The sequence below is a fragment of the Shinella sp. R2-11 genome (assembly GCF_055330205.1).
The window spans coordinates 62,133-88,060 of the sequence record NZ_JBVAPC010000012.1 but is presented as its reverse complement, the minus strand read 5'-3'; the positions used below and the strand labels follow the sequence as shown (position 1 = coordinate 88,060).

Annotated in this window: 21 protein-coding genes; 6 read left to right on the top strand and 15 right to left on the bottom strand. The window is 64.9% G+C overall.

Annotated features, from left to right (window positions below):
- The first annotated feature begins 247 nt into the window (after window positions 1-247).
- The gene (locus tag ACZ1A1_RS23330) at window positions 248-2,200 is read left to right on the top strand and encodes a M23 family metallopeptidase (RefSeq protein WP_463621785.1); all 1,953 of its coding nucleotides are present in this window, start codon (window positions 248-250) and stop codon (window positions 2,198-2,200) included.
- Window positions 2,201-2,317: 117 nt separating this feature from the next.
- Here the strand turns inward: ACZ1A1_RS23330 and clpB are convergent, their stop codons facing one another.
- The 14 genes from clpB to ACZ1A1_RS23260 form a co-directional block, all read right to left on the bottom strand.
- Window positions 2,318-4,924, bottom strand: coding sequence for an ATP-dependent chaperone ClpB (gene clpB / locus ACZ1A1_RS23325; RefSeq protein WP_463621788.1), 2,607 nt, complete (start codon window positions 4,922-4,924; stop codon window positions 2,318-2,320).
- 255 nt (window positions 4,925-5,179) lie between these two features.
- Window positions 5,180-5,827, bottom strand: a complete 648-nt coding sequence (locus tag ACZ1A1_RS23320; RefSeq protein WP_463621784.1) for a DUF4167 domain-containing protein — start codon at window positions 5,825-5,827, stop codon at window positions 5,180-5,182.
- A 330-nt stretch (window positions 5,828-6,157) separates the two neighbouring features.
- Entirely contained in the window at window positions 6,158-7,027 is an 870-nt protein-coding gene (prmC, locus tag ACZ1A1_RS23315; RefSeq protein WP_463621783.1) for a peptide chain release factor N(5)-glutamine methyltransferase, read from the bottom strand.
- Window positions 7,024-8,106 carry a peptide chain release factor 1 gene (gene prfA, locus ACZ1A1_RS23310; RefSeq protein ID WP_463621782.1) on the bottom strand — a complete coding sequence of 361 codons (1,083 nt, stop codon included), beginning with the start codon at window positions 8,104-8,106 and terminating at the stop codon, window positions 7,024-7,026. Before prfA ends, prmC begins: the two co-directional genes overlap by 4 nt.
- Window positions 8,107-8,128: 22 nt before the next feature.
- Window positions 8,129-10,396 carry a phosphoenolpyruvate--protein phosphotransferase gene (gene ptsP / locus ACZ1A1_RS23305; RefSeq protein WP_203316585.1) on the bottom strand — a complete coding sequence of 756 codons (2,268 nt, stop codon included), beginning with the start codon at window positions 10,394-10,396 and terminating at the stop codon, window positions 8,129-8,131.
- A gap of 85 nt (window positions 10,397-10,481) precedes the next feature.
- Window positions 10,482-11,756, bottom strand: coding sequence for an aspartate kinase (locus ACZ1A1_RS23300; RefSeq protein WP_203316586.1), 1,275 nt, complete (start codon window positions 11,754-11,756; stop codon window positions 10,482-10,484).
- A gap of 214 nt (window positions 11,757-11,970) precedes the next feature.
- Window positions 11,971-13,692, bottom strand: a complete 1,722-nt coding sequence (locus ACZ1A1_RS23295) for an ABC transporter substrate-binding protein (protein WP_203316587.1) — start codon at window positions 13,690-13,692, stop codon at window positions 11,971-11,973.
- Between the two features lie 76 nt (window positions 13,693-13,768).
- A complete protein-coding gene (locus ACZ1A1_RS23290; RefSeq protein WP_234189613.1) occupies window positions 13,769-14,188 on the bottom strand; it encodes a DUF2160 domain-containing protein in 420 nt (139 codons plus the stop codon).
- A 13-nt stretch (window positions 14,189-14,201) separates the two neighbouring features.
- On the bottom strand, window positions 14,202-15,083 hold the full coding sequence (locus ACZ1A1_RS23285; RefSeq protein ID WP_234189612.1) for a carbohydrate ABC transporter permease: 882 nt from the start codon (window positions 15,081-15,083) through the stop codon (window positions 14,202-14,204).
- Window positions 15,084-15,094: 11 nt separating this feature from the next.
- On the bottom strand, window positions 15,095-15,961 hold the full coding sequence (locus ACZ1A1_RS23280) for a carbohydrate ABC transporter permease (protein WP_203316588.1): 867 nt from the start codon (window positions 15,959-15,961) through the stop codon (window positions 15,095-15,097).
- Window positions 15,962-15,963: 2 nt separating this feature from the next.
- Window positions 15,964-17,034 carry an ABC transporter ATP-binding protein gene (locus ACZ1A1_RS23275; RefSeq protein WP_454635683.1) on the bottom strand — a complete coding sequence of 357 codons (1,071 nt, stop codon included), beginning with the start codon at window positions 17,032-17,034 and terminating at the stop codon, window positions 15,964-15,966.
- Between the two features lie 10 nt (window positions 17,035-17,044).
- Window positions 17,045-18,127, bottom strand: a complete 1,083-nt coding sequence (locus tag ACZ1A1_RS23270) for an ABC transporter ATP-binding protein (RefSeq protein ID WP_463621781.1) — start codon at window positions 18,125-18,127, stop codon at window positions 17,045-17,047.
- Between the two features lie 41 nt (window positions 18,128-18,168).
- A complete protein-coding gene (gene glpD, locus ACZ1A1_RS23265) occupies window positions 18,169-19,686 on the bottom strand; it encodes a glycerol-3-phosphate dehydrogenase (protein ID WP_463621779.1) in 1,518 nt (505 codons plus the stop codon).
- Between the two features lie 114 nt (window positions 19,687-19,800).
- Entirely contained in the window at window positions 19,801-20,571 is a 771-nt protein-coding gene (locus tag ACZ1A1_RS23260) for a DeoR/GlpR family DNA-binding transcription regulator (RefSeq protein ID WP_313196258.1), read from the bottom strand.
- 137 nt (window positions 20,572-20,708) lie between these two features.
- Here ACZ1A1_RS23260 and ACZ1A1_RS23255 point away from each other — a divergent pair, with 137 nt between their 5' ends.
- Window positions 20,709-21,479, top strand: a complete 771-nt coding sequence (locus ACZ1A1_RS23255; RefSeq protein ID WP_463621778.1) for an SDR family NAD(P)-dependent oxidoreductase — start codon at window positions 20,709-20,711, stop codon at window positions 21,477-21,479.
- 12 nt (window positions 21,480-21,491) lie between these two features.
- On the opposite strand, the gene acuI is transcribed toward ACZ1A1_RS23255, so the two are convergent.
- The gene (gene acuI, locus ACZ1A1_RS23250) at window positions 21,492-22,487 is read right to left on the bottom strand and encodes an acrylyl-CoA reductase (NADPH) (RefSeq protein WP_463621777.1); all 996 of its coding nucleotides are present in this window, start codon (window positions 22,485-22,487) and stop codon (window positions 21,492-21,494) included.
- A gap of 102 nt (window positions 22,488-22,589) precedes the next feature.
- On the opposite strand from acuI, the gene ACZ1A1_RS23245 reads away from it, so the two are divergent.
- From ACZ1A1_RS23245 to ACZ1A1_RS23230, 4 genes are all read left to right on the top strand, one after another.
- Window positions 22,590-23,483, top strand: coding sequence for a LysR family transcriptional regulator (locus ACZ1A1_RS23245; protein ID WP_463621776.1), 894 nt, complete (start codon window positions 22,590-22,592; stop codon window positions 23,481-23,483).
- 182 nt (window positions 23,484-23,665) lie between these two features.
- Window positions 23,666-24,145 carry a formate dehydrogenase subunit gamma gene (locus ACZ1A1_RS23240; RefSeq protein WP_463621775.1) on the top strand — a complete coding sequence of 160 codons (480 nt, stop codon included), beginning with the start codon at window positions 23,666-23,668 and terminating at the stop codon, window positions 24,143-24,145.
- Window positions 24,142-25,698, top strand: coding sequence for a formate dehydrogenase beta subunit (locus tag ACZ1A1_RS23235; protein ID WP_463621774.1), 1,557 nt, complete (start codon window positions 24,142-24,144; stop codon window positions 25,696-25,698). Before ACZ1A1_RS23240 ends, ACZ1A1_RS23235 begins: the two co-directional genes overlap by 4 nt.
- Window positions 25,695-25,910 (top strand): DUF4287 domain-containing protein, encoded by a 216-nt coding sequence (locus ACZ1A1_RS23230; RefSeq protein ID WP_119259097.1) that lies wholly within the window; start codon window positions 25,695-25,697, stop codon window positions 25,908-25,910. The genes ACZ1A1_RS23235 and ACZ1A1_RS23230 overlap by 4 nt, the downstream gene beginning before the upstream one ends.
- Window positions 25,911-25,928: the final 18 nt, after the last annotated feature.

Sequence of the window (25,928 nt, the reverse complement as noted above, 5' to 3'; positions counted from 1 at the left end):
GCCTGTGACAGTTTTTTGAAATTTTCTTCGAAAAAATGCGTTTGGCTTTCATTTACCCGCAGAATGCCCTGGATTTCCTGGCATTCTGCCCTTCATCCCCTCTCTAACGGCCCGATTGCCCTCAGAATTTCACATTCCCCGCCTCTAGAGGAGTGACTGAACTTGCGTGATTTGACTCGCGGGCACTCCTGCGTGCATCTTCCCGCGCTGAAAATGAAATCGGCGACACAGGGCGAAGCATATCGGCATGACCACATCCCGGAACATGATCCGATCTCTCGGCAACGAGCCGCCGATACTCGCCGACGGGCGCAAGGCGCCCGACCGCCGCGAAATCTCCCTGCGCTGGCTTTCTGGCACCTTCCTGACGGGCATCACCTCGTCGATCCTGATGGGCGTCGCTCTCTTCGCGGCACTCGACGGGCGCCAGCAGCTTGCCATTCCGGCCGAAGCCTTCGCCGCCCTCATCACCCCGAAGCAGACGAACAAGACCGGCGAGACGGCACGGCGCGGCGAGCGCGTGCTGGAACCGGCCATCGTCGCCAAGCCGTCCGACAAGAAGATCATGGAAATCTCCACCATGATCCATGACGGCGAGAAGGAAGTGGTGCGCCGGCAGCCCTTCGCCCATGTGAAGATGGCGCTCGCCGCGAACCACGCGACGAGCGAGGACTATCCGCGCTTCGATCCTCTCGCGATCTTCTCCACCAACGGCAAGGATGCCGCGCCCGCCTCGCGCATGGGCACGATCTACGGTTCGGACGTCGAATCGGAAGTCGCGCTCCAGACGGACGCCTTCCCGACCGGCGGCTCGGCGCTCGACTTCGCCGACCAGATGTCGATCGAAGAGGTCGAGGAGAACGTGCGCACCAACGGTTCGGTGCTCACCGACGGCAGCACGCAGGTCGCCTCGCTTTATTATGTCGACCCGCAGCGCTTTGCCTCCGACAGTTCCGATATCGACCTGATGGGCCTGACCGCCCGCATCGTCGAGGAGAACATGAGCGTGTCGACCTTCGATACGCTGACGCCGGACGACACCGAATATGCCGACGACGTGATCCCGGTGCGGCGGACCGCCGATATCGACGAGATCATGACGGCGGCGGGCTATACCAAGGCCCAGGCCGACGACCTTGCCTCCTATCTGGCGGACCAGCTCGGCAGCAGGCAGCTCGCCGAAGGCGACGTGCTGCGCATCTGCGTTTCCCAGAAGGCCAAGGAAGCGAACATCGTGCGCGCCAGCGTCTATTCGCGCGGCCGCCATGTCGTGACCGCCGCGATCGACGACAATGGCCGCTTCGTCAGCGGGGCCGAGCCGCCGGCGCTCGACGCCGTGGCGACGGCTTTCGACGACGACGGCCGGCCGACGATCATCGCCGGCCGCGACCTGCCCCGCGTCTATGACGGCATCTACCGGGCCGCCCTCTCCTACGGCATGGGCCAGGACATGACGGCGGAAATCATCCGCGTCCTCGCCAGCAATGTCGATTTCCAGGCCCAGCTCCGCCCGACGGATTCGCTGGAGGCCTTCTTCTCCGTCACCGACGAGAGCGGCGCAGCGACGGAGGATTCCGAAATCCTCTTCCTCGACGCCAGGTTCGGCGACACGGAAACGCGGGTCTACCGCTTCCAGGACCCGGAAGACGGCTCGGTCGATTATTATGACGAGGACGGCAAGAGCATCCGACAGTTCCTGCTGCGCAATCCGGTTCCGAACGGCGTGTTCCGCTCCGGCTTCGGCATGCGGCGCCACCCGATCCTCGGCTTCTCGCGCATGCATACCGGCGTCGACTGGGCGGCACCGCGCGGCACGCCGATCATCGCGGCGGGCAACGGCGTCGTCGAGAAGGCGGGCTGGGATTCCGGCGGCTACGGCAACCAGACGCTGATCCGCCACGCCAACGGCTACGTCTCCTCCTACAATCACCAGAGCGCGATCGCCAAGGGCATCAAGCCGGGCGTGAAGGTGCGGCAGGGTCAGGTGATCGGCTTCGTCGGCACGACCGGCCTCTCCACCGGCCCGCACCTCCATTACGAGCTGATCGTCAACGGCAACAAGGTCGACGCGCTGAAGATCCGCCTACCGGGCGGCAAGTCGCTGGAGGGCAAGGCCCTCGCCCAGTTCAGGACCGAGCGCAAGCGCATCGACGATCTCCTTGGCCACGGAAACGCGACGGAAGTGGCCGAAACGCACTGATATTCGGGATTGTACCCCCCCTCATCTCCCTGGCCTCGGCTTGTGGAGAATGGTGAGGCAGGAATGCAAAAAGCGCGGGCCGGGACCCGCGCTTCTTTTTTTATCGATGGCCTTCCGTCAGGCGGCCTTGCTCACCGCACTTTGGCGCGGCGAGAAGAGCAGCCGGTCGGAACCGGCCGTCACCTTGACGATCGAGCCGTCCGGGATTTCGCCGGCAAGGATCTTCTCCGCCAGCGGATCCTGAAGATGCTTCTGGATCGCCCGCTTCAGGGGACGCGCGCCGTAGACCGGATCGTATCCCTTCTCGGCCAGCCAGTGCACGGCTTCCTCGTCGAGGTCGAGAACGATCTTGCGATCCACCAGCAGCTTGCGCAGGCGCTCCAGCTGGATATCGACGATCGCGCCCATTTCCGACCGCCTCAGGCGATGGAACAGGATGATCTCGTCGATCCGGTTCAGGAATTCGGGCCGGAACGCCGTCTTCACGACATCCATCACCTGGTCGCGCGCGACATCGCTGTCCTCGTTCTCCCCGAGCGCCGTCAGGTATTCGGCACCGAGGTTCGAGGTCATGATGATCATCGTGTTGCGGAAGTCCACGGTGCGGCCCTGGCCATCGGTCAGGCGGCCGTCGTCGAGGACCTGCAGGAGCACGTTGAAGACATCCGGGTGCGCCTTCTCTATCTCGTCGAACAGCACGACCTGGTAGGGCCGGCGGCGGACGGATTCGGTGAGCGCACCGCCTTCCTCATAGCCGACATAGCCGGGAGGCGCGCCGATCAGCCGGGCCACGGAGTGCTTCTCCATATATTCCGACATGTCCATGCGCTGGATCGCCGTCTCGTCGTCGAAGAGGAAGCGGGCGAGCGCCTTGGTCAGCTCCGTCTTGCCGACGCCGGTGGGCCCGAGGAAGATGAACGAGCCGATCGGCCGGTTCGGATCCTGCAGGCCGGCGCGGGCGCGGCGGACGGCGCGGGAGACCGCCTGGACGGCATCGCCTTGCCCGACGACCCACTTGCCGAGTTCGTCTTCCATGCGCAGCAGCTTGTCGCGCTCGCCTTCCAGCATCTTGTCCACGGGAATGCCCGTCCAGCGGGAGACCACATGGGCGATGTTGTCGGGGGTCACGACCTCCTGCACCATCGGATCGATATCGCTCGCATCACGGCCTTCGGCCTCCTCTAGCTCCTTTTCGAGCTTCGGGATGATGCCGTAGGCAAGCTCGCCGGCGCGCTGGAACTCACCCTTGCGCTGGGCAATGGCCAGTTCGTTGCGCAGCTCGTCGAGCTGGCGCTTGAGATCCGCGGCGCGGCCGAGCTTGGATTTTTCCGCCTGCCAGCGCGCGGTCAGCGCATCGGCTTCCTCTTCCAGCGCCGCCAGGTCGATCTCTAGCTTTTCGAGCCGGTCCTGCGACGAGCGGTCGGTCTCCTTCTTCAGGGCCTCGCGCTCGATCTTGAGCTGGATGATGCGGCGGTCGAGCTCGTCGAGCTCTTCCGGCTTGGAATCGACCTGCATGCGCAGCCGCGAGGCGGCTTCGTCCATCAGGTCGATCGCCTTGTCCGGCAGGAAGCGATCCGTGATGTAGCGGTTGGAAAGCGTCGCGGCGGCGACGAGGGCCGAATCGGAGATGCGGACCTTGTGGTGCTGCTCGTACTTTTCCTTGAGGCCGCGCAGGATCGAGATCGTGTCCTCGACGGTCGGCTCGTCCACCATGACGGGCTGAAACCGGCGAGCAAGCGCCGCATCCTTCTCGACATGCTTGCGGTACTCGTCGAGCGTGGTCGCGCCGACGCAGTGCAGTTCACCGCGGGCAAGCGCGGGCTTCAGGAGGTTCGAGGCGTCCATCGCCCCATCCGCCTTGCCGGCGCCGACCAGCGTGTGCATCTCGTCGATGAAGAGGATGATCTCGCCGTCTTCCGCCTGCACTTCGGCAAGCACGGCCTTCAGGCGCTCCTCGAACTCGCCGCGATATTTCGCACCGGCGATCAGCGCGCCCATGTCGAGCGCCATCAGCTTCTTGTCCTTCAGGCTCTCCGGCACGTCGCCATTGACGATGCGCAGCGCAAGGCCTTCGGCGATGGCGGTCTTGCCGACGCCGGGCTCGCCGATGAGGACGGGGTTGTTCTTCGTGCGGCGCGACAGAACCTGGATCGTGCGGCGGATTTCGTCGTCGCGGCCGATCACGGGATCGAGCCGGCCTTCCCGCGCATCGGCGGTGAGGTCGCGGGCGAACTTCTTCAGCGAATCGAAGCCCTGCTCGGCGCTCGCCGTATCGGCGGTGCGGCCCTTGCGGATGTCGTTGATCACCTGGTTGAGCGACGTCGGCGTCACGCCGGCCTTGGCGAGGATTTCAGAGGTCGCGGCGGACTTCTCGATGGCAAGCGCCAGCAGCAGGCGTTCAACGGTGACGAAGCTGTCACCGGCCTTTTTGGCGGCTTCTTCCGCGGTGGAAAAGACTTTTGCGAGCGGCTGCGCGAGATAGACTTGCCCGTTGCCGCCGGAAACCTTCGGCAGCTTGGCAAGCGCGGCGTCGTTGGCGATCCGCGCTTCGCGCGCATTGCCGCCGGCCCGCTCGATCAGCGAGGTCGCCATGCCCTGCTCGTCATCGAGCAGAACTTTCAGAACGTGTTCGGGCGTGAACTGCGGATTGCCATCCGCAAGCGCCTTGGTCTGGGCGGATTGCAGGAACCCGCGAACGCGTTCGGAGTATTTTTCGATATTCATCATCTGCCTCCATAACTCGGCCGGCCCATCAGGCACCGGTCGACGATTCAGGATAGGGCTCCCGTCAAGGCGAGCCCTTCATGATGCGGTCGCCGGCTCGGGCCGGGCAACCGCCTGAAGCGAATATGGTGGAGGGATTTTCGGAATTAAAGGGAGCGGCCTGCCGGCGGAAACAGATTTTTCGGAACGCCGGTTGCGCAAACGCAAGAACCCGGCGCAAGGCCGGGTTCTTCAATGGATCGATGGAACGGAAGCTTATTCCGAAGCCGCTTCCAGTGCCGGGGCATCGCCACCGGCCGGCTGATCGCCTTCGGCCGCCTGGCCTTCGCCGCGGCGCGGACGACGCGGGCGGGCCGCATTGCGGCGGCGCGGCGCGCGGCCGCCTGCCGGAGCGGCAGCGTCCTCGTCGAGGGCGACCTCGGCGGGCGTGCCCTCGATCACCGGCTGCGGGCCGGAACCGTCGACGACGACCGGCTGCTCCGCCGGAGCGGCGGCAACGGGTGCCGGCTCGTCGACGGGGGTCGAATCGATTTCGTCGGGATCGCGGTCGAAGCCGTCACGGTCGTTGTAATCGCCGCGGTCGGCATTGTCGGAACGCTCGTCACGCGGGAAGCGATCCTGCATCTGCGCCTGCGCGGCTGCGATGATGCGGTTATAGTGTTCGGCATGCTGGAGATAGTTCTCCGCCATGACGCGGTCGCCGGCGCTCTGGGCGTCCCGGGCAAGCGCAGAGTATTTCTCGGCAATGTGCTGGGCCGTGCCCCTGATCTTCACGTCCGGACCCGAGCTGTCGTAGGTCCGCGTCAGGGGATTGCCGCCCTTGCGGTGGTTGTTGTTGTTATTGTTGTTATTATTGTTGTTGTTACGCCCGCGGCCGCGCTTGTTTTGCTGTCCTGGCCTCATATGTCACTCACCTAACGTATCGTGTATCGATGATTCATGTGTCTGCACGCTTGATCGGGACACGCCAGATCAAGCATCCTTACCCGCGGGCAAACCACGCCGGTCGGTGGTCCTGTCGCCGTAAGACGTCAAATTAACAGGTACCCGCACAGGGCAGTCTCAACCCTAGCAACTCTTCGAGAGAGCAATCCTCGCGATCGGGTCATACAGGATCAAATCCCTTACGCATGACCTCTTGCCCAGTGCGTGGCCGCAAACTATCCCGCTTCCTTCACAATTCCAAGCCTTTTCTTTGCGGCTGCGAAATTTGCTGCACTTGCGCAGCGAAAATCACACAGTCCCTGCTCGTGTGAAGACGAGAACGCGGTCGTTGCCGCCAAGATCCTGCACCGCCTCGATGCGCACGAAACCCTGTTTGCGCATGATCGCGGTGACCTGATCCTTCTGGTCGTAGCCGATCTCGTAAGCCACCAGGCCGTTTTCCCGAAGATGAGCATCTGCCCCCGCCGCGATGGCCCGATAGGCATCCAGCCCGTCGTCTCCGCCATCCAGCGCAAGGATCGGATCATGGAGCCGGACGTCCTCGTCCAGCGTTCCGACCACGGAGCGGACGATATAGGGCGGATTTGACACGATGATGTCGAATGCCCCGGTCACGGCTGCAAACCAGTCACTCTCGACCGTCTCGAAGCGGCCGGCGACCCCATTGATGTCGGCATTGCGCCGCGCCGTTTCAAGGGCCCCCGCCGAAAGATCGGCGCCGATCCCGGTCGCGCCGGGCACGAGGTCGAGCAAGGCAAGGCAGATCGCGCCGGTTCCCGTGCCGAGATCGAGGATCCGGCAGCCGCCACCCGCGACCATTCTCAACGCATGGGGCACCAGCGCATCGACGAGGACTTCCGTATCCGGCCTCGGCTCCAGCGTTTCGGGGGAAAGCATGAGGTCGAGCCGCGAAAAGGCCCGGTGGCCGAGGATGCGGTGCACCGGCTCGCGCGCCACGCGCCGCGCCAATGCATTCTCGATCATCGCTCTTTCGGACGCATCCAGCAGGCGCGCGCCATCGGTGACAAAGGCGGTGGAGGAAAGCTTGAGAAGGCCGGCGATCAGCAGCCGCGCATCCTGCGCGCCGTCCGCAATGCCCGCCGCGCAAAGCCGGCGCCGCGCCGCCGCCAGCATTTCGGCGAGCGTCGCGCCGCTCATCGGCCCTGTTCACCGAGCTGCGCCAGCTGGCCGGCCTGATAGTCCGCCAGCAGCGCATCGACCACTTCGTCGATTTCGCCGATCATCATCCGGTCGAGCTTGTAGAGCGTCAGGTTGATGCGGTGGTCCGTGACGCGGCCCTGCGGGAAATTATAGGTGCGGATGCGCTCCGAACGGTCGCCGGAGCCGACCTGGCTCTTGCGGTCGGCCGAACGCTCGCTGTCGGCGCGCTGGCGCTCCATGTCGTAGAGCCGCGAACGCAGGATCTGCATGGCCTTGGCGCGGTTCTGGTGCTGCGACTTTTCCGAGCTCGTCACGACGAGGCCGGTCGGCAGGTGGGTGATGCGCACCGCCGAGTCCGTCGTGTTGACGTGCTGGCCGCCGGCACCGGAAGAGCGCATCGTGTCGATGCGGATATCCTCGGCTCGGATCTCGATGTCGATTTCCTCGGCTTCCGGCAGAACGGCAACCGTTGCGGCGGAGGTGTGGATACGCCCGCTCGCCTCCGTCTCCGGCACGCGCTGGACACGGTGAACGCCCGATTCGAACTTCAGCTTGGCGAAGACGCCACGCCCGGTGATCGTCGCGATGATTTCCTTGAAGCCGCCCGCTTCCCCCTCGCTGGAGGAGATGACCTCCACCTTCCAGCCATGCGCGGCGGCGTAGCGCTCGTACATGCGGAAGAGGTCGCCGGCAAACAGCGCCGCCTCGGAGCCGCCCGTGCCGGCGCGGATTTCGAGGATCGCGCTCTTCTCGTCGGCGGCGTCCTTCGGGAGAAGCAGTATCTGCATCTCCTTTTCGAGGCCCTCGAGACGCTCCTTCAGGTCCGGCAGCTCCATTTCCGCAAGGTCGCGCATCTCGCGGTCCGTCGCCTTGTCGGCGAGCAATACTTCGAGGTCGGCGATCTCAGCATTGACCTTCTCGTATTCGCGCACCTTCGCGACGACGGGCTGAAGCTCGGAATATTCCGAGGCAAGACGCACATAGGTCTCCGAATCCGGCCCCGCCGACATGCGCGCCTCGATCTCGCCGAAACGGCGTTCGAGTTCGCGCATCTTTTCAACGGGAAGCTTCGCCACCGTTCAACTCCAGTCCAGGTCTTTAAAGCGGAATGCCGTTCTCGGCCGCAAAGTCGGTGAGAATCTGGCGAATGGACGCCGTCGGCTTCAAGTCGTCGATGGCCGGCGTCAGCACCGCTTCCAGCTTGCCCGCATCGAGCGCCAGCAGCATCGACTTCACCGGCCCGATCGCCGCCGGCGACATGGAGACCGAACGGAAGCCGATGCCGAGCAGCGCCATCGCCGAGATCGGCTTGCTCGCCATCTCGCCGCAAAGCGTCACGGACGTGTCGTTGCGGATGCCGGCGCGCACGATGTCGCGCAGGATGCGCAGGAACGGCCTGCCGAGCGTGTCGAAACGGTCAGAGACGCGGGCATTGCCCCGGTCCACCGCCATGGCGAACTGGAAGAGGTCGTTCGAGCCGACCGAGACGAAATCGACCTCGGCCATCAGCTCGTCGAGCTGCCAGAGCAGCGACGGCACTTCCAGCATGGCGCCGAACTGCAGCTTCTTCGGCAACTGCTCGCCGAGCTTGGACTGGCGCTGGATCTCCTTCTGCAGGAGATCGCGGACCTCCCGGAGCTCCGAAACCTCCGTCACCATCGGCAGCATCAGCCGCAGATCGGCCCCGGCCGTCGCCCGCAGCATGGCGCGAAGCTGGGTGCGCAGAAGACCCGGCCGGTCGAGCGACAGGCGGATGGCGCGCCAGCCGAGCGCCGGGTTCTCCTCCTCCGCCGCGCGGAAATAGGGCACGACCTTGTCGCCGCCGATATCCAGCGTGCGGAACGTCACGGGGCGGCCGCCCGCATGCTTCAGCACGTTGCGGTAAAAGGCTTCCTGCTCCTCCGCCTTCGGCATGGTCGAGGCGATCATGAACTGGAGCTCGGTGCGGAAGAGGCCGATGCCGGACGCGCCCGATTCGTTGAGATGCGGCAGGTCGACCAGAAGGCCGGCATTCATCTGGAGATTGATCTCGCAGCCGTCCTTCGTGACCGGCTCGACGGCCCGCAGCGCCCGGTACTGCTCCTGCCGGCGGGCGCGGAACCGCACCTTCTCCTCGTAGGAGCGCTGGAGATCGGGCAGCGGCCGCAGATGCACGCGCGCGTCGTCACCATCGACGATGATCGGATCGCCGTTTTCCGCCAGCGCCACCGCGCCGGCGGCCTGGCCGACGACCGGAATGCCCATGGCCCGCGCGACGATCACCACATGGCTCGTCACCGCGCCTTCTTCCAGCACGAGGCCGCGCACGTTCTCGCGCGGATAGTCGAGCAGCTCGGCCGCACCCATGGCGCGCGCAACGACGATCGCGTCGTTGGGGAAGCTGCTCGCCGAAAGCTTGGCGCCATAGCCGGTAAGCTGGCGCAGGAGGCGGTTCGCAAGATCGTCGAAATCGTGCATGCGCTCGCGCAGGTAAGGATCCGTCAGGCGGATCATCCGCGCCTTGGTCTCGCTCTGCACCCGCTCGACCGCCGCTTCCGCCGTCAGGCCGTTGCGGATCGCCTCTTCGAGCTTCCGCACCCAGCCGCGGTCATGGGCGAACATGCGGTAGGTCTCCAGCACCTCGCGATGCTCGCCCTCCATGGAAATCTCGCGGCGCGAGAGCATGTCGTCGATGGAGATGCGCAGCGAACCGAGCGCCTCGGCGAGACGGCCGAGCTCGTGCTCGGAATCCTCGTTGAGCAGGTTCGTGACGACGATGCGCGGCTCGTGCAGCACGACATAGCCGAGACCGATGCCTTCGCCGAAGCTCGAACCCTCGATGCCGACGGGACGGGAAAGATCGAGTTCCAGGCCGGGCTTGGTGAGCTTCTTCAGCTCGCCGGTCGCCACCATCTCGGCAATGACCATCGCCGTCGTTTCAAGCGCCTCGACCTCGTCTTCGCGGTAGGTGCGGCTTGCCTTGTTCTGCACGACGAGAACGCCGAGCGCCCGGCCGGTGCGCAGGATCGGAACGCCGAGGAAGGAGTGATAGATCTCCTCGCCCGTTTCCGGCAGATAGGTGAAGGCGGGGTGCGACTGGGCGTCGGAAAGGTTCAGCGGCCGCGCGGAGGCCGCGATGGTGCCGACGAGGCCCTGGCCCATCTTGAGCTGGGCAAGGTGCACGGCGCCGGGATTGAGGCCTTCGGTGGCATAGAGTTCGAGAACGCCGTCGGAGCGCAGCACATAGACGGAACACACCTCCGCGACCATGTTCTGCGCGATCTGGCGCACGATCTGGTCAAGGCGCTCCTGCGGCTCGAGCGGCTCCGCCATCAGTTCGCGCAGCCGCTTGAGAAGAACGCGCGGACCCGCGGAGAGGTCTCTCATCGCGTGGCGTCTCCCGAAAATGTCGTTACCCGCCGGCGCTCACCCGCGCCGGCGATCAAAAGATCGGCGCCGAGTCGGCCGGTCCTTACTTCTTATCGAGACCGTAGACGGAATGCAAAGTCCGAACGGCCAGTTCCGCATAGGGGCCGTCGATCAGGATGGAAATCTTGATCTCGGAGGTGGTGATGGCCTTGATGTTGATGCCCTTGTCGGCAAGCGCGCGGAAGGCGGAGGCGGCGACGCCCGCATGACTGCGCATGCCGATGCCGATGACCGAGACCTTCACGAGGCCCGTCTCGTGCTGGATCACGTCGAAGCCGACCTGTTCCTTGGCAGCTTCGAGAACCTTGATCGCCTTCTCCATGTCGCCCGAGGGAACGGTGAAGGTCATGTCGGTCTTCGAGCCGTCCTCGGAAATGTTCTGGACGATCATGTCGACATTGATATGGGATTCGGCCAGCGGGCCGAAGATCGCGGCCGAAACGCCCGGCCGGTCGGCGACGCGGCGGAGCGAGATCTGCGCTTCATCCTTGGCATAGGCAATGCCCGTTACGACTTCCTGTTCCACGATCTCTTCCTCATCACAAATCAGCGTACCGGGCGGGTTCAGAAGATCGCCCATGCCCGGTGCATCGGGATCCTCGAAAGAGGAGCGAACGAAGGTGCGCACCTTGTGCACCATGGCAAGCTCGACCGAGCGCACCTGAAGGACCTTGGCGCCGAGCGAGGCCATTTCGAGCATTTCCTCGAAGGCGATCTTCTTGAGGCGGCGGGCCTTCGGCTCGATGCGCGGGTCGGTCGTGTAGACGCCGTCGACATCGGTATAGATGTCGCAGCGGTCTGCCTTGACGGCGGCGGCGATGGCGACGGCGGAGGTGTCCGAGCCGCCGCGGCCAAGCGTCGCGACGCGGTTGTCCGGGCCGAGGCCCTGGAAACCGGCGACGACGGCGACCTGGCCCTCGCCCATCCGGCGGATCATTTCCGCACCGTCGATGTCGAGGATGCGGGCGGCGCCGTGGGCGTTGTCGGTGCGGATCGGGATCTGCCAGCCCTGCCAGGAGCGGGCGTTGATGCCCATCGACTGAAGCGCGATGGCAAGAAGGCCGGCGGTGACGAGTTCGCCCGAGGCGACGATGGCGTCGTATTCGCGCGCATCGTAGAAGGGCGAGTTCGCGCCCGTGACCTTCGGCATGTTCTGCACCCAGGCGACGAGCTCGTTGGTCTTTCCGGACATGGCCGACACGACGACGGCGACCTCGTGGCCGGCTTCGACCTCGCGTTTCACATGGCGGGCCACATTGTGGATACGGTCGAGGTCAGCGACGGACGTTCCGCCGAATTTCATCACGATGCGTGCCATGGGTGTGTACCGCTATTCCAGATAGTCGCGCGAGCGCGCGGGAGAAACCGCGGGGTCTCTTAGCGGAAGACCCCGCACAGCGCAATGCATGGTTTCCGCAAACTGTACCAATCGGTACGGCTTCGCGTACGAAAAGGCCCGCGCACCTTGCGGCACGCGGGCAAAGGGGATCGGATGACGGTGGCTGCGGGCGGCAGGCCGCCCACGAGCCTTGTTACTTCTGCCAGCTCTTGACGAGTTCGTCGTAGTTGACGGTCTGGGGCTGTTCCTTCTCGTTCTCGATCTTGAGCTGCGGAGCGAGGTTGCCCTTGGCGACGGCATCCTTGTTCCAGTATTCGAGATCGTGCTCCTCGGCGAGCTTCGGCCCCATGTCGCCCTGGACGCCGGCGCGTTCGAGGCGACCCAGAACCTTCTCCTGTTCGGCGCACAGCGAGTCCATGGCTTCCTGCGCGGTCTTGGCGCCGGATGCCGCGTCGCCGATCGCCTGCCACCAGAGCTGGGCGAGCTTCGGATAGTCAGGAATGTTCGTGCCGGTCGGCGACCACTGCAGGCGGGCCGGCGAACGGTAGAACTCGACCAGGCCGCCGAGCTTCGGCGCGCGATCGGTGAAGGACTGGTGATCGAGCGTGGACTGGCGGATGAAGGTGAGGCCGACATGGCTCTTCTTCACGTCGACGGTCTTGGACGTCACGAACTGCGCATAGAGCCAGGCGGCCTTCGCGCGGTCGTCCGGGGTGGACTTCATCAGCGTCCAGGAACCGGCGTCCTGGTAGCCGAGTTTCATGCCGTCCTTCCAGTAGACGCCATGCGGCGACGGAGCGAAGCGCCATTTCGGCGTGCCGTCCGCGTTCACGACTGGCAGGCCTTCCTTCACGAAGTCGGCGGTGAAGGCCGTATAGGTGAACATCTGCTGGGCGACCTCGCCCTGCGAGGGAACGGGGCCGGATTCGGAGAAGTTCATGCCGCCTGCCGACGGCGGAGCATAGGCCTTGATCCAGTCGAGATACTTCTGGATGGCATAGACCGAGGCAGGGCCGTTGGTGTCGCCGCCGCGCGCGACGCAGGAGCCGACCGGACGCGAGTTCTCGTCGACCTTGATGCCCCATTCGTCGACCGGCAGGCCGTTCGGAATGCCCTTGTCGCCGTTGCCGGCCATGGAGAGCCAGGCGTCGGTGAAGCGCCAGCCGAGCGACGGGTCCTTCTTGCCGTAGTCCATGTGGCCGAAGACCTTCTTGCCGTCGATCTCGCGGCCGGTGAAGAATTCGGCGATGTCCTCGTAAGCCGACCAGTTGACCGGAACGCCGAGGTCGTAGCCGTACTTCGCCTTGAAGTCCGCCTTGTTCTTCTCGTCGTTGAACCAGTCGTAGCGGAACCAGTAGAGGTTCGCGAACTGCTGGTCGGGAAGCTGGTAGAGCTTGCCATCAGGTGCGGTCGTGAAGGACTTGCCGATGAAGTCGTCGACATCGAGGCCCGGATTGGTGACGTCCTTGCCTTCATTCGCCATGAAGTCGGTCAGCGCGCGGGCCTGCTTGTAGCGCCAGTGCGTGCCGATGAGGTCCGAGTCGTTGACATAGGCGTCGTAGATGTTCTCGCCCGACTGCATCTGCGTCTGCAGCTTCTCGATGACGTCGCCCTCGCCGATGAGGTCGTGCGTGATCTTGATGCCGGTGATGGCGGTGAAGGCCGGCGCAAGGACCTTCGATTCGTATTCATGCGTGGTCAGCGTTTCGGAAACGACCTTGATGTCCATGCCGGCGAAGGGCTTGGCGGCATCGACGAACCATTGCATTTCCTTTTCCTGGTCGGCGCGCGACAGCGACGAGAGATCGCCGATCTCCGAATCCAGGAACTTCTTGGCAGCATCCATGTCCGCGAATGCGGAGCCGGTGAACGCCAGCAGCAGGACTGCCGTCGTCGTGAGAAGTTGCTTTCGCATTTTAGTCCTCCCTTGGGGTTTGCGATTGCAGTGCGAAGGCCCCCTCGTTTCTCCCCGGGGCCTCCATTCCGGGTGCCTAGACGAAGCGGAAAACGCCGATGGCGTAGACCACGGACAAGGCAAGAGCCCACCACAGGCTGGAGCCGACGAGGCCCAGCCATGCGAGTTGAATGAACGCCGAGCCGAGCAGCGACACGAACAGTCGGTCGCCGCGCGTCGTCTCGAAGCGCAGGATGCCGACGCGCGGGGCACCGCCCGGCCGGGCATATTCCCAGACCGCCATCAGCGCGATCAGCAGGAAGATGGTGAGGAAGAACATGGCCGTCGGGAACGACCAGGCCATCCAGCCGCCCGGAACGAGCGGGGCGAACCAGTCGCGCGCGCCGTCCTTGACCGGCAGCACCGTGACGAGCAGGCCCGCGGCGGCGGCATAGATGGCGAGCACCACGGCGAGCGCCACGGGCCAGCGATTGTTGCGGTTGGCGACGGCAGCCATCGGCCCCTCCCCTTCAGACGCGGCCAAGGGCAAAGCCCTTGGCGATGTAGTTGCGGACGAAATAGATCACGAGCGCGCCGGGGATGATGGTCAGCACGCCGGCCGCAGCCAGCACGCCCCAGTCCATGCCGGAGGCCGAGACCGTGCGCGTCATCGTGGCGGCGATGGGCTTGGCGTCCGTCGTCGTCAGCGTGCGGGCGATCAGGAGCTCGACCCAGGAGAACATGAAGCAGAAGAAGGCGGCCACCCCGATGCCCGAGGCGATCAGCGGCACGAAGATCTTCGTGAAGAAGCGCGGGAAGGAATAGCCGTCGATATAGGCGGTCTCGTCGATCTCCTTCGGCACGCCCGACATGAAGCCTTCCAGGATCCAGACGGCGAGCGGCACGTTGAACAGGCAATGCGCGATGGCGACGGCGATATGCGTGTCGATCAGGCCAAAGGCCGAATAGAGCTGGAAGAACGGCAGCGCGAAGACGGCCGGCGGCGCCATGCGGTTGGTCAGCAGCCAGAAGAACAGGTGCTTGTCGCCGAGGAAGCGGTAGCGCGAGAAGGCATAGGCCGCCGGCAGCGCCACCGCGATCGAGATGATCGTGTTCAGGACCACATAGATGATCGAGTTGATATAGCCGGAATACCAGGCCGGATCGGTGAAGATGACGGCATAGTTGCGCAGCGTCGGGTTCGCCGGCCACAGCGAGAAGACGCCGGTGATCTCGGTGTTCGTCTTGAAGCTCATGTTGACGAGCCAGTAGATCGGCAGCATCAGGAAGACGATGTAGATGGTGGGCACGATCCAGGAGAAGCTGCGCTTGCTGCCGGCGCCGGCTCTTGCGCCGGCGCTGCTCGCAACGCTCGTTCCGATGGTGCTTGCGGTGGTTGCCTGTGAGGTCATGGTTTCCTCCCTCACGCCTGTTCGTCGCTGCTGGTCATGACCGTGTAGAAGATCCACGACAGCAGCAGGATGATCAGGAAGTAGATGATGGACATGGCCGCGGCCGGGCCAAGGTCGAACTGGCCGATCGCCATCTTGACGAGGTCGATCGAAAGGAACGTGGTCGAGTTGCCCGGGCCGCCGCCGGTGACGACGAAGGGCTCGGTATAGATCATGAAGCTGTCCATGAAGCGCAGCAGGAAGGCGATGAGCAGCACGCGCTTCATCTTCGGAAGCTGGATGTAGCGGAACACCGCCCAGCGCGAGGCGCCATCGATCTTGGCGGCCTGGTAATAGGCCTCCGGGATCGAGACGAGGCCGGCATAGCACAGCAGCACGACGAGGCTCGTCCAGTGCCAGACGTCCATGACGATCAGCGTGACCCAGGCGTCGAAGACGTTGTTCACGTAATTGTAGTTGAAGCCGAGCCCGTCGAGCACGCGGCCGAGCAGGCCGATGTCGACGCGGCCGAAGACCTGCCAGATCGTGCCGACGACGTTCCACGGAATGAGCAGCGGCAGCGCCATCAGCACGAGGCAGACCGGCACGCCGAGGCCCTTCTTCGGCATGTTGAGCGCGATCAGGATGCCGAGCGGGATCTCGAGGGCGAGGATGATCGCGGAAAAGAGCAGGTTGCGGCCGAGCGCCTCCCAGAAGCGGTCGGATTCAAGGACGTCCGTGAACCAGCCGACGCCGTTCCAGAAGAACTCGTTGTTGCCGAACGTGTCCTGCACCGAATAGTTCACGACGGTCATCAGCGGCACGATGGCCGAGAAGGCCACCAGCAGCAGCATCGGCAGCACCATGAACCAGGCCTTGTTGTTCCAGGTCTTGTTCATCGTCAGCCCTCCCTGCCGACACGCCAGCTATCGGCGTAGATATTGATGGCGGCGGGGTCGAAGGTGACGCGCGGATCGGCCGGGATCTCGCCGTCCTCCGGCACGACGATGGCGATCGGCTTGCCGGCGAATTCCGCCCGCACGATCTTCTGACGGCCGATATCCTCGACCTTGCTGATCGAGACGGGCATGCCGTCGCGGGAAAGCGAGATGAATTCCGGGCGGATGCCGAGCTCCGTCTTCGCGCCGGCGGCGATCTCCGGCGAATAGCCGAGCGTGATCGTCTCCTCGCCGACTCGGACGCTGCCGCCGTCGATGGCGGCCGGCAGGACGTTCATGCCCGGCGAACCGATGAAATAGCCGACGAAGGTGTGGCTCGGCTTTTCGAAGAGCTCGGCGGGCGTGCCGATCTGCACGATCTGGCCGTCATACATCACGACGACCTTGTCGGCGAAGGTCAGCGCCTCGGTCTGGTCGTGCGTGACATAGACCATGGTGAAGCCGAACTGGCGGTGCAGCTTCTTGAGCTGCGAGCGCAGCACCCATTTCATATGCGGGTCGATGACCGTCAGCGGCTCGTCGAAGAGGATGGCGTTGACGTCGTTGCGCACGAGGCCGCGGCCGAGCGAGATCTTCTGCTTCTGGTCGGCGGTAAGGCCGCGCGCCGTCTTCTTCGCCCAGCCGGCAAGGTCGATCATTTCCAGGATCTCGCGCACGCGCCGGTCGACGTCCGGCTCGGCGACGCCGCGGTTGCGCAGCGGGAAGGCGAGATTGTCGTAGACCGTCATCGTGTCGTAGATCACTGGGAACTGGAAGACCTGCGCGATGTTGCGCTCCTGCGTCGACAGGTACGTCACGTCCTTTCCGTCGAAAAGGATGCGACCTTCGGATGGCTGCAGCAGGCCCGAGATGATGTTGAGCAGCGTGGTCTTGCCGCAGCCCGAGGGGCCGAGCAGCGCATAGGCGCCGCCGTCGTTCCACTCGTGATGCACTTCCTTCAGCGCATAGTCGGCTTCGGACTTCGGCTTCTCGCCGTAGGAATGGCGGATGTGGTCGAGGTTGATGCGTGCCATGGTGTTCTCCTCACGCCGCCGCGGCGGCCGGCTCGGCCATCGCCCTGCCATCCGCGCCGAACGCCATCAGGTGGCGCGTGTCGACATGGACGGTGACGACCGCGTCGGGCTCGATGTCGTGGATGCCGGGCGCGAGCATGACCCAGCGGGTGCCCTCGAATTCGATATGGATGAAGCTCTCCGAGCCCGCGATTTCCGAAATCGCCGTGCGCGCCTGGAGGCTCGCGGAGGCCGGGCTCTGGCTGGAAAGCGAAAGATGATGCGGCTGGAAGGCGATGGTGCAGGGACCGTCCGGCAGCGCGGAAAGATGCGCCGGCACCGGCAGCACCGGCTTGCCGCCGAGCTCGAAGTGACCGCCGGTCTTCAGCACCTGCATCGTGTTGAGCGGCGGGTCGGCGAAGGTGCGGGCGGTCAGAAGGTCGTTCGGACGGCGATAGACGTCGATGGTGCGGCCGAACTGGGTGATGCGCCCTTCCGACAGCGTCGCCGTGTTGCCGCCGAGAAGCAGCGCTTCGGAAGGCTCGGTCGTCGCATAGACGAAGATCGCGCCTGATGCGGAAAAGATCTTCGGAAGCTCCAGCCGCAGTTCCTCGCGCAGCTTGTAGTCGAGATTGGCGAGCGGCTCGTCGAGCAGCACGAGGCTGGCATTCTTGACGATGGCGCGGGCGAGCGCCGTGCGCTGCTGCTGGCCGCCGGAAAGGTTGAGCGGCGTGCGGTCGAGATAGGGCGTCAGCTTCAGGAGCTCCGCCGCCTTGCGCACCTCGCGGTCGATGGTCGCCGCGTCGGCGCCCTTGATGCGCATCGGCGAGGCGATGTTCTCGTAGACGGTCATCGCCGGGTAGTTGATGAACTGCTGGTAGACCATGGCGACGCCGCGATCCTGCACGCGCACGCCCGTCACGTCCTTGCCGTCGAACCAGACGGAGCCGGAGGTCGGCTTGTCGAGCCCGGCCATCAGGCGCATCAGCGAGGTCTTGCCCGACAGCGTCGGGCCGAGCAGCACGTTGAGCGAGCCGCGCTCGAGCACGAGGTTGGTCGGGTGGATATGCGTGTCCGCCCCCGCCACCTTCGCGATGTTTCTCAGTTCCAGCATTCCTGTCTCCGTCGTTCCTCCCAGCCACCGGATCGGGTGTGCTAGTGGGGCGCCGCCCTTGCGGCCGCCATGTAGTCTTCCAGCGCGGCCGCTTCCGCGGCCGTCAGATGCAATCCTCGTTTGGTCCGCCGCCACAGCACGTCCTCGGCGTGCCGGGCCCATTCTTCCTTCATCAGCCAGCGCACCTCGCGCTCGTAGAGATCGCTGCCGAAGTGCCGGCCGAGATCGTCCACCGTCTTCGCCCCCTCCAGCATCGCCTTCGCCCGCGTGCCGTAGAGGCGCACGAGCCGGCGGGCATGGGCGGGCGCGAGAAAGGGAAATTGCGCGACAAGCCCCTTCACCTCGGCATCGAAGCCGTCGACCGCAAAATCGCCGCCCGGCAGGCGGGACCGGGCCGTCCAGCACTCCCCCTTCTCGCCGATCGCATCGCCGATCTTCTCCAGCGCCGATTCGGCAAGACGCCGGTAGGTGGTGAGCTTGCCGCCGAAGATGTTGAGTAGCGGGGCCTGCCCGTCGCCGCCCTCGACCTTCAGCACGTAGTCGCGCGTGGCTTCCTGCGCCTTGCTGGCGCCGTCGTCGAAGAGCGGACGCACGCCGGAATAGGTCCAGACGATGTCCTCGCGCTTCACCGGATCGGCGAAATACTCGCTCGCCGAGGCGCACAGATAGCCGATTTCCTCGTCGCTGATGCGCGCATCGCGCGGATCGCCCTGGTAGTCGCGATCGGTCGTGCCGATCAGCGTGAACTCTTCCTGGTAGGGAATGGCGAACATGATACGCCCGTCCGGGTTCTGGAAGAAGTAGGCACGCGGATCGGAGAATTTCTTCTTCACGACGATATGGCTGCCCTGCACCAGGCGGACATTGTGCACGTCGTTGCGGCCGAAGGCCGAGGACAGGACCTTGTCCACCCAGGGCCCGGCGGCGTTGACAAGCATGCGGGCGCGGACCGTCTCGCGGTCGCCCGTCGCGACATTCTCCGTCTCGACGTTCCAGTGGCCGTTCTCGCGCCGGGCGGTGACGACCTTGGTGCCGGTGCGGATATCCGCGCCGCGGTCGGCCGCGTCGCGCGCGTTCAGCACCACGAGGCGCGCATCGTCCACCCAGCCGTCGGAATATTCGAAGGCCTTGCGAAAGAGCTTCTTCAGCGGCCTGCCCGCTGGATCCTTCGCAAGGTCGAGCGTCGCGGTCGCCGGCAGCAGCTTGCGCCCGCCGATATAATCGTAGAGGAAAAGGCCGAGACGGATGAGCCAGGCCGGGCGCAGGCCGCCCTTCTGGAACGGCAGCACGAAGCGCATCGGCCAGATGACATGCGGCGCCATGGCCCAGAGCACTTCGCGCTCCATCAGCGCCTCGCGCACGAGGCGGAATTCGTAATGCTCCAGATAGCGCAAGCCGCCATGGATGAGCTTGGTCGAGGCGGAAGAGGTGCCGGAGGCGAAATCCTTCATCTCGGCAAGCACGACCGAATAGCCGCGTCCCGCCGCGTCGCGCGCGATGCCGCAGCCGTTGATGCCGCCACCGATGACGAAAATATCGCGGATCACGTCGCCGTCCAAATTCCCCTCCCATTTCGCATTGCACAAATTTGCGCAGTTGCGAAAGCATGGAGAGTTAAAACGAAAACATTTCGAATGTCAAACGAATGTGATCGGAAATACGATCAGGTTGAGTCAGGCCTGCGGCGCGGTCTCCACGAGACGCACGTCATGCTCCTGGCAAATGCTGCGAATCCCCTCGAAAGGACAGGTATCCGTGATGAATGTATGGACCTGCGAGAGGTGCCCGATGCGCACCGGCGCGGTCCTTTCGAATTTCGTGGAATCCGAAACCAGGATGACATGGCGCGCATTCGCGATGATCGCCTGCGCCACCTTCACCTCGCGGTAGTCGAAATCGAGCAGCGCGCCGTCCTCGTCGATGGCCGAAACGCCGATGACGGCATAGTCCACCTTGAACTGGCGGATGAAATCCACCGCCGCCTCGCCGACGATGCCGCCGTCCGAACCGCGCACCACGCCGCCGGCAATCACCACCTCGATCGAGGGATAGACGCGCAACCGGTTGGCGACATTGATGTTATTGGTGATGACCATCAGCTCCCTGTGCTCAAGCAGCGCATCGCCGACGGCCTCCGTCGTCGTGCCGATATTGATGAAGAGCGAGGAATTGTCGGGGATCATGCCCGCGGCGGCGCGGCCGATCGCCTGTTTTTCCGGCGCGGCGATGGAGCGGCGGGCCTCGTATTTCACATTCTCGTTGCCGCTCGGGAACAGCGCGCCGCCATGAATGCGCGTCAGCACCTTGTTGTCGCAGAGATCGTTGAGGTCCTTGCGGATGGTCTGGGGCGTCACGGAGAAGCGCGCCGCGAGGTCCTCCACGAGCACGCGGCCCTCGACCTTGGCGAGATCGACGATCTCCGCCTGGCGACCTGTCAGAAACATGGGCTCCTCCATTGCTTTCGTTTGTTTTCATAATATGCAAAAACGAAACCACATCAATTCACCCGCTCTGCCTTCTTGGAGTGCGGGCGTCTTTTTGGGATACTGCGTGGACGGCAAGTGACCGGGGAGGAAGACACATGTTTCATCCAGCCTTGTTCAAGGGCGCGAATGTCGTGGTGACCGGCGCGGGACGCGGCATCGGGCTGGAGATCGCCCGGCAGTTCCTCGATTGCGGCGCGCATGTGCTGCTGCACGGCGGCCGCGCGGCGCATGGACCGCTTCCCGATTTCCTCGAAAACGCCGTCGCCGATGCGCGCGCCCACATGGTCTATTCGGACTTCCTTGTCGAAGGCGGCGTCGGTACGCTGCTGCAGCGGGTGGACAGCCTCTTCCCGCATGTCGACGTGCTGATCAACAATGCCGGCACCATGGTCGGCCGCTTTCCCGCCGCCGACCTCACCGACGAGGAATACGAGACCGTCGTGCGCCTCAACCAGACCTCCGTCGTCGAGGTGACGCGCGGCCTGCTGCGCTCGCTCCGCCGCGCGCCGCGCGCGGCCATCGTCAACACGGTGTCGATTTCGGCACTGACCGGCGGCAGTCCCGGCTCGGCGATCTATTCCGCCACCAAGGCCTTCGTCGCCACCTATTCGAAGGGCCTTGCCCGCGAGCTCGCCCCCGACGGCATCCGCGTCAACTGCGTCTCGCCCGGCACGATCACCACGGATTTCCATTCGCGCTATTCCTCCGCCGAAAAGCTGGAGGCGACGCGCAGGACCATTCCCCTGCAACGGCTCGGAACGGCGGAGGACTGCGCCCCCGCCTACCTCTTCCTCGCCTCCGATGCGCTCTCGGGCTACATCACCGGCCAGGTGCTGGAGGTGAACGGCGGCCAGCTCATCTGCTGACCGCCTGCGTCCTTACGCGTTGACGTCGATGACGACGCGCCCCTTCACCTTGCCGTCCAGAATGCGGTTCGCCAGCTCCGGCAGGTCGGAAAGACGGTGCTCGACCACCATCGCCTCCAGCTTCTCCATCGGCAGGTCGGCGGCGATGCGGTTCCAGGCGTCGACCCGCTGGTCGTAAGGCCGCATCACCGAATCGATACCGAGCAGGCTGACGCCGCGCAGCAGGAACGGAATGACGGTGAAGGACGGAACGGCGGCCCCGGCGGCAAGGCCGACCGCGGCGACGGCCCCGCTATATTTCGTCTGCTTGAGCACCCGCGCCAGCATGTCGCCGCCGACGGCATCAATGGCGCCCGCCCAGCGCTCGGATTCGAGCGGCCGGCTGTTCGCCTCGGAAAGCTCGGAACGATCGACGATCGTCTCCGCGCCGAGCTGCTTGAGATACCCCGCCGCGTCCGGCCGCCCCGTGACCGCGGCGACGGAATAGCCGAGCCGGGCGAGAAGCGCGACGCCGACGGAGCCGACGCCGCCCGCCGCGCCCGTCACCAGGACCTCGCCCTTCAGCGGCGAAAGCCCGGCCTTCTCCAGCGCGATGACCGACAGCATGGAGGTGAGCCCCGCCGTGCCGATCGCCATGGCCTGGCGCGTCGAAAGCTCATCCGGCAGCGGCACCAGCCAGTCGGCCTTCACCTTGGCGCGCGTCGCAAAGCCACCCCACCAGATCTCGCCGACCCGCCAGCCCGTCAGCACCACCCGGTCGCCGGGCCGGTAGCGCGGATCCTCGGACGCCTCGACCGTACCGGCGAAATCGACGCCCGGCACATGCGGGAAGCTGCGCACCAGCCCGCCCTTGCCGTTGATGCAGAGCCCGTCCTTGTAGTTGAGCGTCGAATATTCCACCGCGACGGTCACGTCGCCGTCGGGCAGCCGCGCGTCGTCGATTTCCTGGACCGAGGCGGAGACCGCCCCGTCCCCGCCCTTTTCGACCAGCAATGCCTGAAACGTCATGGCGTCCTCCTCGTGATCCTCTTGCCGTAAGACGATATAGGGCGCGGGGCATTGGTGCCGCCACTGTTCTTTTGTATCAAGAGCATGGAGGCGCCGTTCCGGATGATAGACAAGCTCGAATATTTCATTGCCCTAGCCCGCGAGAAGCATTTCGCCCGCGCGGCGGAGGAGCTCGGCATTTCGCAGCCGACGCTCTCGGCGGCGATCCGCCAGCTGGAGGACCAGCTCGGCGTGATGCTCGTGGTGCGCGGCTCGCGCTTCCAGGGGCTGACGCCGGAAGGCCAGCGCGTGCTGGAATGGGCCCGCCGCATCGTCGGCGACACGCGCACCATGCGCGAGGAGATGCGCGCCGCCCGCAAGGGCCTGTCCGGCCATATCCGGCTCGCCGCCATTCCGACGACGCTCGCCATGGTGCCGCGCATAACCGCGCCCTTCCAGGAAAAGCACCCGGACGTCACCTTCTCCATCGTCTCGACCACCTCGATCCAGATCCTCGGCCTTCTGGAGAACCTCGAGATCGACGCCGGCCTCACCTATCTCGAAAACGAGCCGCTCGGCCGCGTGACGAGCGTGCCGCTGCTGCACGAGCACTATTGCCTCATCACCGCCAAGGGCGGCCCCTTCTCGGATCGCGAAAGCGTGACCTGGCAGGAGGCCGGCAGCGTTAGGCTTTGCCTATTGACCGCAGACATGCAGAACCGCCGGATCATCAACCGCCATTTCGCCGAAGCGGGCATTTCCGCCGAGCCGTCCCTCGAATCGAATTCGATGATCGTGCTTCTTTCCCATGTGCGGACCGGGCGCTGGTGCAGCATCATGCCGCGAAATGTCGCGAAATCCTTCGGATTTCATGAGGAAATAAGTATAGTTTCCCTGGCCGAGCCCAATCCCTGTCACACGGTCGGTCTCGTCGCGACACATCGTGAGCCATTCACGCCACTCGTCTCCGCCCTTCTACACGAGGCGCGGATTCTGGCCGAAACGGGCATGGATTGATAGGAATTTCCTATTGATCAACGGGACAGCTTTATTGACCCGTCGTGTCATGACTGAGAAGCTGTTAGAATAATCTGCGGAGATCGACCGGGTTCCGGTTTTCGTCGAACAGTTTCAACGGCATCGGCGCATCGAACCCGTGATTTCCAGCGGTTCGTTCGTGTCGGTTGGGAGGCCTGATCATGAATGTGCGCGTCGCCGGCAGTGACGTCGGAGCCAGAACGCTGGCCATTGTCAGCGAACTGAAGGGGCTAGAAGGGCCGCTTCTGCCCATCCTGCACGAGATCCAGGCCGAGTTCGGTTACGTGCCGCAGGAGAGCCTGCCGGTCATCGCGCGCGAGCTGAACCTGTCGCGCGCCGAGGTGCACGGCGTCGTCACCTTCTATCATGACTATCGCGACCACCCGACCGGGCGGCATGTCCTCAAGCTCTGTCGCGCCGAAGCCTGCCAGTCGATGGGCGGGGACGCTGTCGCCGAGCGCATCAAGGCGCTGCTCGGCATCGATTTTCACCAGACCACCCTCGACGGCGCGGTGACGCTCGAACCCGTTTACTGTCTCGGCCTCTGTTCCTGCGCACCCGCCGCCATGCTCGACGGCGAGGTGCACGGCAGGATCGATGCGGCGCTCGCGCAGGAACTCGTCGCGGAGGCACGCCGATGACCGCACGCATCTACATCCCCCGCGATGCCGCCGCCCTTGCGCTCGGCGCCGACCGCGTCGCCAAGGCGTTCTCCGCTGAGATCGCGGCCCGCGGGCTCGACGTGACCATCGTGCGCAACGGTTCGCGCGGCATGCACTGGCTGGAGCCGCTGGTCGAGGTCGAGACCGCCGGGGGCCGCATCGCCTACGGCCCGGTCAAGCCCTCCGACATTGCCGGCCTCATCGATGCCGGCCTCCTGCAAGGCGCAAGCCACCCGCTCTGTCTCGGCAGGACGGAGGACATTCCTTTCCTGAAGAACCAGACCCGCCTCACCTTCGCCCGCTGCGGCGTCATCGATCCCGTCTCGCTGGACGACTACAGGGCCCATGGCGGCCTGAAGGGCCTCGAAACGGCCATCGCCATGGTCCCGGCCGATGTGGTCAAGCAGGTCACCGACAGCGGCCTTCGCGGCCGTGGCGGTGCGGGCTTCCCGACCGGCATCAAGTGGAAGACCGTGCTCGACGCGCAGGCCCCGCAGAAATACATCGTCTGCAATGCCGACGAGGGCGACAGCGGCACCTTCGCCGACCGCATGATCATGGAAGGCGATCCCTTCGTGCTGATCGAGGGCATGGCGATCGCCGGCCTCGCGACGGGCGCGACGAAGGGCTACGTCTACACCCGCTCGGAATATCCGCACGCCATCGCCGTCATGAACACGGCGGTCGCGGTGGCGCGCGCCGCCGGCGTACTCGGCCCGTCCGTGCTCGGCTCCGGCAGGGCCTTCGACATGGAGATCCGCACCGGCGCGGGCGCCTATGTCTGCGGCGAGGAGACGGCCCTCCTCAACAGCCTCGAAGGCAAGCGCGGCGTGGTGCGCGCCAAGCCCCCTCTCCCGGCCCTGCAAGGCTTCCTCGGCCGTCCGACGGTCGTCAACAACGTCATCTCGCTCGCCTCCGTGCCGATCATCATGGACAAGGGCGCGGACTATTACCGCGACTTCGGCATGGGCCGCTCGCGCGGCACGATCCCGATCCAGATCGCCGGCAACGTCAGGCACGGCGGCCTCTACGAGACCGCCTTCGGCCTGACGCTCGGCGAGATCGTCGACGTCATCGGCGGCGGCACCGCTTCCGGCCGCCCGGTCCGCGCCGTGCAGGTCGGCGGCCCGCTCGGCGCCTATTTCCCGCGTGCGCTCTTCGACACGCCCTTCGACTACGAGGCCTTCGCGGCGAAGGACGGCCTCATCGGCCATGCCGGCATCACCGTCTTCGACGACACGGTCGACATGCTGAAACAGGCGCGCTTCGCCATGGAATTCTGCGCCGTCGAAAGCTGCGGCAAGTGCACGCCCTGCCGCATCGGCTCGACGCGCGGCGTCGAGACCGCCGACAACATCGCCCGCGGCATCGAGCCGGAGAAGAACCGCGCGCTTCTGGCCGACCTCTGCAACACGATGAAATTCGGCTCGCTCTGCGCATTGGGCGGTTTCACGCCCTATCCGGTCATGAGCGCCATGACCCATTTCCCGGAAGATTTTTCGCCGGCGCCGATAGTGGAGGCTGCGGAATGAGCGAGACGGAAAAGGTCAAGGGCCCGGCCTCCTACTTCCCCTCCATCGAGAAGACGTACGGCCAGCCGATAGAGCACTGGAAAGACATCATCCGCGCGCAGGATGGCAAGGCGCATATGCAGATCGTCGCGTTCCTCAAGGAAACGCACGGTCTCGGCCATGGCCATGCCAATGCGCTCGTCGCGGCGACGCTCGCCGAGACGAAACCTTAAGAATTGAACCCAAGTCGC

Bases quoted from the DNA above. Each gene is read 5' to 3' on its own strand.
- ACZ1A1_RS23330 (WP_463621785.1), top strand. From the start codon at position 248: ATGACCACATCCCGGAACATGATCCGATCTCTCGGCAACGAGCCGCCG.
- clpB (WP_463621788.1), bottom strand. From the start codon at position 4,924: ATGAATATCGAAAAATACTCCGAACGCGTTCGCGGGTTCCTGCAATCC.
- ACZ1A1_RS23320 (WP_463621784.1), bottom strand. From the start codon at position 5,827: ATGAGGCCAGGACAGCAAAACAAGCGCGGCCGCGGGCGTAACAACAAC.
- prmC (WP_463621783.1), bottom strand. From the start codon at position 7,027: ATGAGCGGCGCGACGCTCGCCGAAATGCTGGCGGCGGCGCGGCGCCGG.
- ptsP (WP_203316585.1), bottom strand. From the start codon at position 10,396: ATGAGAGACCTCTCCGCGGGTCCGCGCGTTCTTCTCAAGCGGCTGCGC.
- ACZ1A1_RS23300 (WP_203316586.1), bottom strand. From the start codon at position 11,756: ATGGCACGCATCGTGATGAAATTCGGCGGAACGTCCGTCGCTGACCTC.
- ACZ1A1_RS23295 (WP_203316587.1), bottom strand. From the start codon at position 13,692: ATGCGAAAGCAACTTCTCACGACGACGGCAGTCCTGCTGCTGGCGTTC.
- ACZ1A1_RS23290 (WP_234189613.1), bottom strand. From the start codon at position 14,188: ATGGCTGCCGTCGCCAACCGCAACAATCGCTGGCCCGTGGCGCTCGCC.
- ACZ1A1_RS23285 (WP_234189612.1), bottom strand. From the start codon at position 15,083: ATGACCTCACAGGCAACCACCGCAAGCACCATCGGAACGAGCGTTGCG.
- ACZ1A1_RS23280 (WP_203316588.1), bottom strand. From the start codon at position 15,961: ATGAACAAGACCTGGAACAACAAGGCCTGGTTCATGGTGCTGCCGATG.
- ACZ1A1_RS23275 (WP_454635683.1), bottom strand. From the start codon at position 17,034: ATGGCACGCATCAACCTCGACCACATCCGCCATTCCTACGGCGAGAAG.
- ACZ1A1_RS23270 (WP_463621781.1), bottom strand. From the start codon at position 18,127: ATGCTGGAACTGAGAAACATCGCGAAGGTGGCGGGGGCGGACACGCAT.
- ACZ1A1_RS23260 (WP_313196258.1), bottom strand. From the start codon at position 20,571: ATGTTTCTGACAGGTCGCCAGGCGGAGATCGTCGATCTCGCCAAGGTC.
- ACZ1A1_RS23255 (WP_463621778.1), top strand. From the start codon at position 20,709: ATGTTTCATCCAGCCTTGTTCAAGGGCGCGAATGTCGTGGTGACCGGC.
- acuI (WP_463621777.1), bottom strand. From the start codon at position 22,487: ATGACGTTTCAGGCATTGCTGGTCGAAAAGGGCGGGGACGGGGCGGTC.
- ACZ1A1_RS23245 (WP_463621776.1), top strand. From the start codon at position 22,590: ATGATAGACAAGCTCGAATATTTCATTGCCCTAGCCCGCGAGAAGCAT.
- ACZ1A1_RS23240 (WP_463621775.1), top strand. From the start codon at position 23,666: ATGAATGTGCGCGTCGCCGGCAGTGACGTCGGAGCCAGAACGCTGGCC.
- ACZ1A1_RS23235 (WP_463621774.1), top strand. From the start codon at position 24,142: ATGACCGCACGCATCTACATCCCCCGCGATGCCGCCGCCCTTGCGCTC.
- ACZ1A1_RS23230 (WP_119259097.1), top strand. From the start codon at position 25,695: ATGAGCGAGACGGAAAAGGTCAAGGGCCCGGCCTCCTACTTCCCCTCC.